The sequence below is a fragment of the Paraburkholderia bengalensis genome (genome assembly GCF_037126505.1).
Classification (GTDB): domain Bacteria; phylum Pseudomonadota; class Gammaproteobacteria; order Burkholderiales; family Burkholderiaceae; genus Paraburkholderia; species Paraburkholderia bengalensis.
Genome location: NZ_JACFYJ010000163.1, coordinates 1 through 10,816, shown reverse-complemented (window position 1 = coordinate 10,816; position 10,816 = coordinate 1). Strand labels below are relative to the sequence as shown.

12 protein-coding genes and 1 pseudogene are annotated in these 10,816 nt (G+C 61.5%); 7 read left to right on the top strand and 6 right to left on the bottom strand.

What is annotated here, in order from left to right; translation table 11 throughout:
- Positions 1–342, bottom strand: a 342-nt coding sequence (locus tag H3V53_RS41150; RefSeq protein WP_473766675.1) for a flagellin N-terminal helical domain-containing protein, incomplete at its 3' end; no start/stop codon positions are given.
- A 271-nt stretch (positions 343–613) separates the two neighbouring features.
- On the opposite strand from H3V53_RS41150, the gene H3V53_RS41145 reads away from it, so the two are divergent.
- Together H3V53_RS41145 and rpsU are read left to right on the top strand one after the other, a co-directional pair.
- On the top strand, positions 614–1,555 hold the full coding sequence (locus H3V53_RS41145) for an aldo/keto reductase (RefSeq protein WP_336602726.1): 942 nt from the start codon (positions 614–616) through the stop codon (positions 1,553–1,555).
- Positions 1,556–1,852: 297 nt separating this feature from the next.
- Positions 1,853–2,065 (top strand): 30S ribosomal protein S21, encoded by a 213-nt coding sequence (gene rpsU / locus H3V53_RS41140; protein WP_006050883.1) that lies wholly within the window; start codon positions 1,853–1,855, stop codon positions 2,063–2,065.
- A 153-nt stretch (positions 2,066–2,218) separates the two neighbouring features.
- On the opposite strand, the gene H3V53_RS41135 is transcribed toward rpsU, so the two are convergent.
- Both H3V53_RS41135 and H3V53_RS41130 read right to left on the bottom strand, forming a co-directional pair.
- Positions 2,219–2,644, bottom strand: coding sequence for a hypothetical protein (locus H3V53_RS41135; RefSeq protein WP_336602725.1), 426 nt, complete (start codon positions 2,642–2,644; stop codon positions 2,219–2,221).
- 441 nt (positions 2,645–3,085) lie between these two features.
- The gene (locus H3V53_RS41130) at positions 3,086–3,739 is read right to left on the bottom strand and encodes a DNA-3-methyladenine glycosylase I (RefSeq protein WP_336602727.1); all 654 of its coding nucleotides are present in this window, start codon (positions 3,737–3,739) and stop codon (positions 3,086–3,088) included.
- 97 nt (positions 3,740–3,836) lie between these two features.
- Between H3V53_RS41130 and H3V53_RS41125 the strand changes: the two genes are divergently transcribed.
- Both H3V53_RS41125 and H3V53_RS41120 read left to right on the top strand, forming a co-directional pair.
- A complete protein-coding gene (locus tag H3V53_RS41125; protein WP_336602724.1) occupies positions 3,837–4,721 on the top strand; it encodes a glucosamine kinase nucleotide-binding domain-containing protein in 885 nt (294 codons plus the stop codon).
- Positions 4,722–4,852: 131 nt separating this feature from the next.
- On the top strand, positions 4,853–5,674 hold the full coding sequence (locus tag H3V53_RS41120) for a Cof-type HAD-IIB family hydrolase (protein ID WP_336602722.1): 822 nt from the start codon (positions 4,853–4,855) through the stop codon (positions 5,672–5,674).
- Between the two features lie 63 nt (positions 5,675–5,737).
- Here the strand turns inward: H3V53_RS41120 and H3V53_RS41115 are convergent, their stop codons facing one another.
- On the bottom strand, positions 5,738–6,046 hold the full coding sequence (locus tag H3V53_RS41115) for a hypothetical protein (RefSeq protein WP_336602721.1): 309 nt from the start codon (positions 6,044–6,046) through the stop codon (positions 5,738–5,740).
- Between the two features lie 354 nt (positions 6,047–6,400).
- On the bottom strand, positions 6,401–7,150 hold the full coding sequence (gene aqpZ / locus H3V53_RS41110; RefSeq protein WP_336602720.1) for an aquaporin Z: 750 nt from the start codon (positions 7,148–7,150) through the stop codon (positions 6,401–6,403).
- Between the two features lie 298 nt (positions 7,151–7,448).
- Between aqpZ and H3V53_RS41105 the strand changes: the two genes are divergently transcribed.
- Entirely contained in the window at positions 7,449–7,751 is a 303-nt protein-coding gene (locus H3V53_RS41105; RefSeq protein WP_054918262.1) for an H-NS family nucleoid-associated regulatory protein, read from the top strand.
- A 305-nt stretch (positions 7,752–8,056) separates the two neighbouring features.
- Here H3V53_RS41105 and H3V53_RS41100 read toward each other — a convergent pair whose 3' ends face one another.
- Positions 8,057–9,121 (bottom strand): glycosyltransferase, encoded by a 1,065-nt coding sequence (locus H3V53_RS41100; protein ID WP_054918263.1) that lies wholly within the window; start codon positions 9,119–9,121, stop codon positions 8,057–8,059.
- Positions 9,122–9,814: 693 nt separating this feature from the next.
- Between H3V53_RS41100 and flhD the strand changes: the two genes are divergently transcribed.
- Complete coding sequence (flhD, locus tag H3V53_RS41095; protein ID WP_054918264.1) at positions 9,815–10,135, top strand: flagellar transcriptional regulator FlhD; 321 nt, start codon at positions 9,815–9,817, stop codon at positions 10,133–10,135.
- 128 nt (positions 10,136–10,263) lie between these two features.
- A pseudogene (flhC, locus tag H3V53_RS41090) lies at positions 10,264–10,718 on the top strand (flagellar transcriptional regulator FlhC); the annotation flags it as partial.
- Positions 10,719–10,816 lie beyond the last annotated feature (98 nt).

Genomic DNA, 10,816 nt, shown 5'->3' with positions numbered 1-10,816 from the left:
TTCCGACTGGAGGTTAGCCAGTGCGTTCGAGTCGAGCGAGCCGTCGCCTGCTTCCACAGCCAGCTGGCGGATACGTTGCAGGTTGTCGACGATCGATTGCAGCGCGCCGTTCGTCGTCTGCACCATCGAGATGCCGTTGTTGGCGTTGGCTGCACCTTGCGTCAGTGCGTTGATCGACGCCGTTTGCGTCGTCGAGATCGCCAGACCGGCTGCATCGTCAGCAGCGGTGTTCACACGCTTGCCCGACGACAGGCGGTTGATCGCTTGCGACAGCGCGCTTTGCGAGCCTTGCAGGTTGTTCTGCGCGGTCAGCGATGCGATGTTGGTGTTGATGTTCAGCATTTTGCGTCCTCGTTTTTAAAACGCCTCAGAGGGAGGCTGTTTTGGTACGGCGTCGCGCTTACTGTGTGCATTGCGTCGCCGCCTGTCCTGGTTGACGGCGTGGTCAGAAGAAAACTTTAGGGGCGATCTCGCGAAATTTGGGGGCGCATGGATGTACGGCGACTATGTGAATCGTGGGGAACGCACGTGAATGGCCTGGGCGCTCGCGCCTGTGGCATTTCTCAAGACAGCGTATGCTTGACAACCCGTCTTCCTCGCTCGCGGAGATGTCATGCAAAAGCGCAAGCTCGGCACCTCGGAACTGCAGGTCGCGCCGCTGATGTTCGGCGGCAATGTGTTCGGCTGGACGGCCGACGAAGCGACGTCGTTCTCCATCCTCGACGCCTTCGCCGACGCCGGCCTGAATTTCATCGATACGGCCGACGTCTATTCGGCGTGGGTGCCGGACAACAAGGGCGGCGAGTCGGAGACGATCATCGGCAAGTGGTTCGCGAAGTCGGGCAAGCGCGACAGCATCGTGCTGTCGACCAAGGTCGGCATGCTGGGCGGGCGCAAGGGGCTGTCGGCGGGCAATATCCGCGCGGCCGTCGAAGATTCGCTGCGCAGGCTGCAGACCGACTACATCGACGTGTATTTTTCCCATCTCGACGACGAAGAAACGCCGCTGGCCGAAACGCTCGGCGCCTATCAGCAGTTGATCGAGGCGGGCAAGGTGCGCGTGATCGGCGCGTCGAACTACAGCGGCTCGCGTCTGCAGGAGGCGCTGCAGATCTCGCGCGAGAACGGGCTGCCGCAGTATCAGGTGATCCAGCCGGAGTACAACCTGTATGATCGCGCCGCCTACGAAACCGATCTCGAGCCGGTCGCGCTGGCCGAGCGGATCGGCGTGGTCTGTTATTACAGCCTTGCGAGCGGCTTTCTGTCGGGCAAGTACCGGTCGCGCGAGGATCTGTCGAAAAGCGCGCGCGGCCGCAAGGTGGAGGCTTATCTGAACGAACGGGGATTCGCGATCCTCGACGCGCTCGATGAAATCGCGGGGCGGCACGCCAGCACCCCCGCGACGGTCGCGCTTGCGTGGCTGATCGCGCGCCCCAGCATCACCGCGCCCATCGCCAGCGCGACTTCCGTCAAGCAACTGGAAAGCCTGGTCGCGGCGGTGCATCTGACGCTTACCGACGCCGATCTGCGGGCACTGAACGACGCAAGTGCCTGATCGTAAACGTCAAAAAGGTGGTTGGAAGGGCAGTTTCCTGATATCATCGGGAGTGAATTGAGATCTTTGCTCGTTTCGTCATGGGTTACTGGTGGCGAAACGCTAGCTAGGCGCGGCGCCGCAACGTGCGCTGCCCGCGGTTCGCGGTGAACACCCACCTCTCTTTTCCGGCCTCCGTGGCCGCTTTGCCTCTCGTTTTCAGTACTGTTTCGCCAGAATCTGGAACGACCGGAGGGCCGGTGCGTGAGTGGGCTAACCGCCACGCCATTAACCATATCAAGCGTTTTTAGGAATTACATGACGACGATTCTTCTGAAGGAAAACGAGCCGTTCGAAGTGGCAATCCGCCGCTTCCGCCGCGCAATCGAAAAGAATGGCCTGATCGCAGAACTGCGTGAGCGCCAGTCCTACGAAAAGCCGACGACGGCCCGTAAGCGCAAGAAGGCAGCTGCAGTGAAGCGCCTGCACAAGCGCCTGCGCAGCCAGATGCTGCCGAAGAAGCTGCACTAAGCACGCTTCCAGGCACGAGAAAGCACGCCAACGGCGGTGTGAGCTTCGAGAGAAGCCACACCGCCGTTTTTCGTTTTGCGTTTTTGTTCTGGAAATGGCGGCGCGCTGGACTTGCGCGCCGACGGATCGGATCGGTTCGGACGGTGTTGGAGCTTACGCCGCAGTCCGGACGCGCTCGTCGGAAAGACAGAATTGACGGGCGATCGAGCGCAGCCGGTCGTGCCATTCCCACGTGCCGAAGACGTCGTGGACATTCTGCAGGCAACTCAGCAGTTCGATGGTGACGGGATCATAGATGTTCAGGTGCGAGCGCAGCAGCGCTTTCTTCAGCGCGGCAACGCCGACATCCATGTAGACCGGCATTTCCGATGGCGTTTTACCGATGTAGCGCACGGGAATGCCTTCCATTGCCGTCATGTAGTCGCGCGGATGGATGAAATTGCCGACGGGACAACCGCCGCAATAGCCACGGTACGCGCCGCCGCCTCGCGGCAGCAGCGCCGCGCGGCCCTGGCCGAACAGGTGGTCGACTGCCCGGTCGAAAATCTCCTGATGCGTCAGGAAGCTATGGTTTTTCATGTTGGTCTCCCGCGTTCTGAGCAGCGGTTATTCGTTTCTGGTGCGTTGCTGGTGCGTTTCTGATGCCATGGCCGACAGTATGCTTCGACGCATTTGTCATCGAAGCCGCGACCAGAACTGCCTTTCCCGCCCAATTCGCGGCTTGACGGGTGAAAACCCTGCACCCCAGTCCACGCGCCGCCCGAAGAGTCCCCGTCCGATGGGCGCGCCGAAGGACACTGCCTACCTACATTGGTTATAACGACCAGGCGCCGCGAAAAGTTAGCTGTTGTGTGCGCTAGCGCTCAGTTCGCCAGGCAATAGCCGTTGCCACACAAGCGAATTCGTGGTGAACGCCTTACTGGAAGCGGCACTGCGGACGGCACTGCGTTCGGAGCCAGCCCGCGCAAGCGGGGGCGCTACGCGCCAGGTGTTGCGCACGTGCGACACCGACGGATCGCATTATTTCGAACCTTTCTTGCGGCTTTTCGGGACGAGCGACGCACACCGCGCGTAGCAAGAGCAATCGAGCTGATGGTCGTTGACCATGCCGACCGCCTGCATGAACGCGTAGCAGATGGTCGTGCCGACAAATTTGCAGCCGTAGCCCTTGAGCGCCTTGCTGAGCGCATCCGATATCTCAGTCGACGCGGGCGCATGCTTGTACGTCGTCCACGCGTTCTGGACGGGTGTGTTATCGACGAACGACCACACGAAATCCGCTAGCGAACCGTGTTCTGACTGGATCTGCCTGATGGCTTTGGCATTGATCACTGCCGATTCGATCTTGCCGCGATGACGCACGATCCCTTCGTCGAGCACGAGCGCGTCGATCTTTTGCGCTGAGTACCGGGCGACCTTGTCGATATCGAAATTGGAAAACGCGCGCCGGTAGCCCTGGCGCTTGTTCAGGATCGTCGACCACGACAACCCCGCTTGTGCGCCTTCCAGTACGAGCATTTCGAACAGATGCGAGTCATCGCGGGACGGGACGCCCCACTCGGTGTCGTGATAGTGTGCGAGCGCTTCGCTCGTCGCCCAGTTGCATCGCTGCTCAGCCACGTTCAGGCTCCTGCATGGTTGATTGATCGCCCGCCGATCGGGCCACGCCAGCATAGCGGAACGAAGTGCAGCCGCAACCTGGCCGTTCGGCCGATTGTCGCGAGCGGGCAGACCTGCCACGCTATGCACTAACACATCAATGAGCATATCGATGAACCAAGACCACTATCTGATCGGTGTCGACGGCGGCGGTACGGGCACGCGGGTCGTGCTGGCAACCGCGCAAGGAAGCGAACTCGCGCAGGGCACGGAGGGGCCGTCGGGCCTTGGCCTGGGTGTCGAGCGCGCGTGGCAAGCCATCCTCGCGGCGAGCGCGCAGGCATGCGAACGAGCCGGCGTCGCGGCGGACTGGACGCGCGTCGTGTTCGGGTGCGGACTCGCCGGCGTCAACAACCGCGAATGGCTGGCAGCGTTCCGTGCGAAGGCGCCGGCGCTCGCCGGTCTCGCGATCGAAAGCGACGCCTATTCGACGCTGCTAGGCGCACACGGCGGCGAGCCTGGCGTGATCGTCGCGCTTGGCACGGGCAGCGTGGCGGCTGTGCTCGATCGTAATGGCGAGAGCCGCATGGTGAGCGGTTACGGCTACCCGTCCGCCGACGAAGCAAGCGGCGCCTGGCTCGGGTTGCGGGCCATCGTGCATGCGCAACAGGCACTCGACGGCCGCGTGCCCGCCGACGATTTTTCGCAGGCGCTGATCGAACATGTCGGCGCGGTGGATCGCGACGGTTTGGTCGTGTGGTTGTGCGACGCGAACCAGACGGCGTACGCGAGCCTCGCGCCCGTGGTCGTTGCGAACCGCGCGCACCCGTTCGCCGCGCGGTTGCTGCAGAACGCCGGGCAGGAAATCGGCAAGATGATCGCCGCGCTCGATCCGTCGGACAGTCTGCCCGTCGCCTTGTGCGGCGGACTGGGGCAGCCGTTGAGCGACTACGTGCCGGCACCGTATCGCGAGCGCTTGCGCGCACCGCTTTCGGATTCGGCGCACGGCGCATTGCAGTTGGCGCAACGGGAGGCGCAGCGGACCGGCGTCGCGTGAGGGCGTTAGATTTGCGGCGGCCAGATGTGGCGGCGGCGTAGCTAGCGCGGACATCCATAGCCGACCACGGCAGGCGCTGCACCCGGAGGCGATAAAATAGGCGTTTTCCGACGCCGCCGGTCAGTCTGCCCATGTACAAAGCCATCGCCAGCGATCTGGATGGAACGCTCCTGAACAGCAACCATCAGGTCGACCCCTTCACGATCAACACCATGCGTGCGCTCGAAGCGCTCGGCATCCCTATCGTGATCGCCACGGGGCGCCACTATAGCGACGTCGCCGGAATTCGCGATGTCCTTGGTATCCGGCCGTATCTGATCACCTCGAACGGCGCGCGGGTGCATTCGCCCGACGATGAAATGATCTTCGCCGACGACCTTCAGGCAACTGTCGTTCAGCAAATCGTGAAGCCGGAGATCGCTGGGGCGCATGGACGGGTGATCGTCAATCTGTTCGCCGACAAGGAATGGCTGATCGATCGCGACGCGCCCGAACTGCTGCGTTACCACCAGGATTCCGGCTTCACCTACAGCGTGACTGACTTGCAGCGGCACGACGGCGTCGACATCGCGAAAGCCCTGTACATCGGCGATCCGAAAGATCTCGCGGTGGTGGCGGCGAACCTCGAGCGCACGTTCGGCGACACGCTCTATGTCACGTACTCACTGCCTGACTGTCTCGAAGTGATGACCGCGAATGTGTCGAAAGGGCGGGCTCTGCAGTTCGTGCTCGACCGGCTGAACGTTCCCGCCGCGAAGTGCGTCGCGTTCGGCGACAACATGAACGACATCGACATGCTGGAAACGGCGGGCCATCCGTTCATGATGAATAACGCGAATCCCGATCTGATCGCGCGGCTGCCCAACGTGCCGCGCATCGGGAACAACTTCGAGGCGGGCGTCGCGCATCACCTGCGCAAGCTGTTCGAACTGGACGACGAACTGACGGCGTAGATCCCAACGACGCTGAACGTAGTGGCGCGCCGCGCTCAGGCAGGGGCGCCACGAAAGGGTACCTCAGTCGTGCCAACCCCGGTTGTTTCCGCTCCAGCGGTTGCCATTGTTGTCGTTCCAGCGGTTGTCGTGATCGCGGCGATCGCGGTTCCAGCCGTGGTTCCAACCGTAATCACGGCGGTAACCGTCGTAGTGGCGATCGCCCCAGTAGCGGTTTCCGTAGTACACCGGCTGCGGGGCGGGCGCGACGTACGTCGGAGCGGGCGCGCCAAGCGACAGGCCGATGCTCAGGTTCGTATGCGCCTGTGCGACACCGCATGCGCCAGCGGCGAGTCCGGCTGCGACGAGCATGTGAGTGACGATGCGCTTCATTTTGCTTCTCCTGTAATGCGGCGTGTTTGCCGTACAGGTTCAATCTACGCGTCGCTGGCCGACGGCACTGCGACAGGATGTTACGAAGTGAAAGCATGCAATGCGGGCTTGCAGCGCATGTACGTGATCCGTTTTGATGCACTGAGCGCAACGCATCGGGCAGCACGGCCGGTCTTGTATCGCAGGGGCGCAGCCGCCTGCTTTCGAATCGCTTGAAACGTGGGCGCAATCGACATGAATGTGGCCGTAAACCGGCCTTACATTTGAACCATCTATTAATGCGCGGCGCGGGCCGTGTAAAGCAAGACGGGGCGCCGCAGCGCCCCGTTTTCATTCAGAGGGAATGACGGGCGATCACGCCGCCACGCGTTCGCGCTCCACTTCGGCGACTTGCCGGGCTTCGCCTGCCACGACGGGATACACGATCCCGGCGATCACCGCCCCGAGAACGGGCGCCACCCAGAAGAGCCACAACTGGTCGACAGCCGCGCCGCCGACGAACAGTGCCGGTCCTGTCGAACGAGCCGGATTCACTGACGTATTCGTGACGGGAATCGAGATCAGGTGAATCAGCGTCAGGCACAGGCCGATCGCGATGGGCGCGAAGCCGGCGGGAGCCCGCCAGTCGGTGGCGCCGAGAATCACGAAGAGGAAAAACGCCGTCATTACCGTTTCGCAGACAAACGCCGCCGGCAACGCGTAGTGACCCGGCGAGCGTTCGCCGTAACCGTTGCTCGCGAAACCGTTGGCAACCAGATGGAAATCGGGATTGCCCGATGCGATGACGGACAGCACATACGCGCCGAGCACGGCGCCAAGCACCTGCGCGACGACATACGGCAGAAGATCGCGTGCGGGGAAGCGCCCGGCAACGGTCAGGCCGACGCTCACGGCGGGGTTCAGATGGCAGCCGGAGACGTGCCCGATCGCATACGCCATGGTCAGGACGGTCAGGCCGAAGGCGAGCGAAACGCCGACAAAGCCAATGCCGAGGCCGTGCACCGGGCCGGCGAAGTTTGCCGCGAGCACGGCGCTGCCGCAGCCACCCAGCACGAGCCAGAAGGTGCCGAACAGCTCTGCCGCGAGGCGCTTGGAGAGGTTCATCGTGTGTAATCCTAAAAGTACCTGAAAGTGCGGGAGACAAGGACGAGAGCGCACGCGCTACCCGGAACTTGGGAGCGCAAATTTTAAGCAACGTTGCCCAAACGGACTGTCAAGAATTGTCATTCGCAAAGGCTGAATTATTCCGTGATAAACGCGACTTCCTTTGAAGGTTTCAGCGATCTTTAATAAATACTCAGACGAAAACTTTTGATAGAACGGTATTCGCCTCCATTGCGAATTTCGTTAGCACCGGCTAATCTCCGTGCTAACCACTTTTAGAAAAAAGAGGGGAGCCCAAATGTCACAATACGCAGATCTCAAAGCGCAGATTGCCCGCTTGCAGGCCGAAGCGGAGGACGCGCGACGCAATGAAGTCGGCAATGTGATTGCCGAAATCCGCCAGAAAATCGCCGAATACGGACTGAGTGCGCACGATCTCGGTTTCGCCGAGGCCGCCCGCCGCGGACGCCCGCCCAAGAAGGCGCCGCTGCCCGCGAAGTATCAAGACCCGAAGTCCGGCAACACATGGAGCGGCCGGGGAAAGCCGCCCAAGTGGATCGCCGGCAAGAACCGCGAGCGCTTTCTGATCGAGCAGGCGTAATTAGGACAAACTGCGAAAGCCGGTTGAAGGTAATCCGGCGAAATACGCCACCTTTAAGATTCGCCTTTATTGAGTGGTGAGGCGTCTGAAGCGCCCGTCGCTTCCTCTAGGAATAGCGCACAGCGCGGCATTGACGTAAACGCTTGCATCGGCTGTCCGCCGTCTATGGCTACAATTGAAAAAGCCGCCCGAAGGGCGGCTTTTTAGTAGCAGAAGTCAAAATAGACGAATATGCGGGCACGCAAACGATTCAAGCGAACATTTTACGTGCCGTTCGCGGCATCGGCAGACTTGACCTGTCGCGATCAGCCCACCGCCACGCGGCGCAGCATCGGCCGGCGGGTCGCTTCGAGAAGCGCCGTATAGCTGTCTACATAATTCTGCGCCATGATCTTCGAGCTGAAGCGGCGCTCGAACTGCGAGCGGATTTCGCTGCGCGACAGTTCGTCGATACGCTGCAGCGCCGCCACGGCACCTTGCACGTCCTCGCAGATAAAGCCCGTCACGCCGTGGTCGATCACTTCCGGCACCGAGCCGCGATTGAACGCGATCACCGGCGTGCCGCACGCCATCGACTCGATCATCACGAGGCCGAACGGCTCCGACCAGTCGATTGGGAACAGCAGCGCCTTCGCGCCCGACAGAAATTCGGGCTTCTGCGCCTCGTTGATCTCGCCGATGAACTCGACATGCGCCTGCGACAGCAGCGGCTCGATTTCCGCCTTGAAGTATTCCTGATCGGCCTTGTCCACCTTGGCGGCGATCTTCAGCGGCAGCCCGCTTTGCGCGGCGATCTTGATGGCCGTATCGACGCGCTTTTCGGGGCAGATGCGGCCGAGGAACGCCAGATATTCGGGTTTCTTGTGGCTTTGCGGCGTCAGCAGCTGAGCGGGCAGGCCGTGGTAGATCGTGTTGAGCCAGTTGGCCTGCTGCAGCGGCAGGCGCTGCGAGTCCGAAATCGAGATCACGGGCGCGTCGGTGAACGTGTCGAACACCGGCTGCAGCTCCGGCAGGTCCAGACGGCCGTGCAGCGTCGTGACAAACGGCGTGTCCAGCGTCGAAAACAGCGGGAACGGCATGTAGTCGAGGTGGAAATGCAGCACGTCGAACTCATGCGCGACCTTGCGGACCCGTTCGAGCAGCAGCATGTGCGGCGCGAGCGCGTCGCGGATGGTCGGGTCCAGACGCAGCGCGCGCGGCCACGCGGCTTCCAGCTTCGCGGACGTCACGGAATCGCCGCTCGCGAACAGCGTCACATCGTGACCCAAATCGACCAGCGCCTCGGTCAGATAAGACACGACGCGTTCTGTGCCGCCGTAGAGTTTCGGTGGAACAGCTTCATACAAAGGTGCGATTTGTGCGATTCGCATGCGTGATCTCCTTATGCAGAGGGCTTCGCGCTGCGGTGTCTGGCGTGTGGCCAAAACGCGGAAGCCTGGCGGACGGTCGGGCGCGGTGTGCCGCCGCCCTGGCAGGAAGCCCAATGGGGTTATCCCTAGGTGCCATTATCGGGATCGCACGCGGTAATTCGAGCTATTTTTCAAACACTTAACGTTGTTACAGCGCGAAACAAGCTGCGTAACAACTCCGCATATGGGGCGGGAAAGCTCAGGCCTGCCGACATCCGGGCAACATCCGCCGCACTTTGGGCGGATCGGCGCAGCATGTTGCGCCGGCGATTCGTCTGACTAAAAGTGCGCTGCCGAACAATTGATGCGAATTTCGCTTTCTTTTGAGTGGAATATGGGCGCATAATCCGCTTCCCAAACCTTTCACACGTGTCCCTGCCTGTAATGGATCGGCGCAACGTCAGCGCACGCTGGTTCAAAATTGGCCGTATCCAATCCCCGTCGAATCCCCCGCCCAAAAATTTGTAGGAAAAAGTCCTACAGAAATCCTGGATTTTTCCGTCAACCAATTGGGGCGTGTGTCCGATTTTCGCCGGCTGCCTCTTTCGCGAAAATGCACGCTGACCATAAGCGTGCCGTTCGTGGTTTTTTAAACACGATCGAGCAAACGTTTTACGCAGGCCTGACCAGCCAGATTCAAAACCGGGGGATTCAATGAGCACCCAAAGTGACATGCTCAATGAAATTAGGGAAGTGAACCTGTCTTATCTGCTGCTCGCGCAGCGTCTGTTGCGCGAAGACAAGCCGATGGGCATGTTCCGCATGGGCATCTCGGAGCAGCTCGCCGACGTGCTCGCCAACCTGTCGCTCGCGCAGACAGTGAAGCTGGCTGCGTCGAACCAGTTGCTGTGCCGCTTCCGCTTCGACGATCACCAGATACTTTCGTCGCTCGCCGACAAGGGCAAATCGAGCGCCGTCGCCCAGGCGCATTCCGCCATTCTGATGGCCGGACAGCCAGTCGAGCAGATCGGCTGACGCCGGCGGCCGGCGCGTTGCGCGCCGCAAAGACGCACCCTACGCGCGCCGGCGACGGCGCTTGAATCGTTTCCGTGCGGCTGCGCGTCAGCCGCACGGTGCGACAACGGACGCGGGAAGCGAGGCGGATGGCACAAAAAAGCGTGGTGCTCGAAGTCAAGGAAATCACCCTGGCGATTGAACTGATCGAACTCGGCGCGCGCCTGCAACTGCTCGAAGCGGAGACGACGCTCTCGCCGACCGGCTGATCAAGCTGTACAAGGAAGTGAGGGGCGTCTCGCCGCCCAAGGACATGCTGCCGTTCTCGACCGACTGGTTCATGACCTGGCAGCCGAACATCCATTCGTCGCTGTTCTACGACATCTACCGGTTCATGTCCGGCCTGGGCGGCTGCGAGACCGTCAAGTCGTACCGGCTGTATCTCGAGCACGTCCGGATGCACCAGGACGAGCCCGCTCTGAGCCTCACGCGCGCATGGACGCTGGTGCGCTTCTTCGACTCCGGCATGCTGCAGATGACGTCCTGCACGCGTTGCCGCGGGCATTTTGTCGCACACGCGCATGATCCGCAGCACGGTTTCGTGGGCTCGGGCCGGCGTCTGACCTTCCAGGCAAAGCTGGACGGATATGGCATGCCATGCTCAATGAGCCGCAAAGGAATTGTTGGGAATGCTCCGACAGA

Excerpts from the sequence above, each read along its gene's own strand:
- rpsU (WP_006050883.1), top strand. The coding sequence starts at position 1,853 with ATGACGACGATTCTTCTGAAGGAAAACGAGCCGTTCGAAGTGGCAATC.
- flhD (WP_054918264.1), top strand. The coding sequence starts at position 9,815 with ATGAGCACCCAAAGTGACATGCTCAATGAAATTAGGGAAGTGAACCTG.
- H3V53_RS41115 (WP_336602721.1), bottom strand. The coding sequence starts at position 6,046 with ATGAAGCGCATCGTCACTCACATGCTCGTCGCAGCCGGACTCGCCGCT.
- H3V53_RS41145 (WP_336602726.1), top strand. The coding sequence starts at position 614 with ATGCAAAAGCGCAAGCTCGGCACCTCGGAACTGCAGGTCGCGCCGCTG.
- H3V53_RS41130 (WP_336602727.1), bottom strand. The coding sequence starts at position 3,739 with ATGCTGGCGTGGCCCGATCGGCGGGCGATCAATCAACCATGCAGGAGC.
- H3V53_RS41100 (WP_054918263.1), bottom strand. The coding sequence starts at position 9,121 with ATGCGAATCGCACAAATCGCACCTTTGTATGAAGCTGTTCCACCGAAA.
- aqpZ (WP_336602720.1), bottom strand. The coding sequence starts at position 7,150 with ATGAACCTCTCCAAGCGCCTCGCGGCAGAGCTGTTCGGCACCTTCTGG.
- H3V53_RS41135 (WP_336602725.1), bottom strand. The coding sequence starts at position 2,644 with ATGAAAAACCATAGCTTCCTGACGCATCAGGAGATTTTCGACCGGGCA.
- H3V53_RS41105 (WP_054918262.1), top strand. The coding sequence starts at position 7,449 with ATGTCACAATACGCAGATCTCAAAGCGCAGATTGCCCGCTTGCAGGCC.
- H3V53_RS41125 (WP_336602724.1), top strand. The coding sequence starts at position 3,837 with ATGAACCAAGACCACTATCTGATCGGTGTCGACGGCGGCGGTACGGGC.
- H3V53_RS41120 (WP_336602722.1), top strand. The coding sequence starts at position 4,853 with ATGTACAAAGCCATCGCCAGCGATCTGGATGGAACGCTCCTGAACAGC.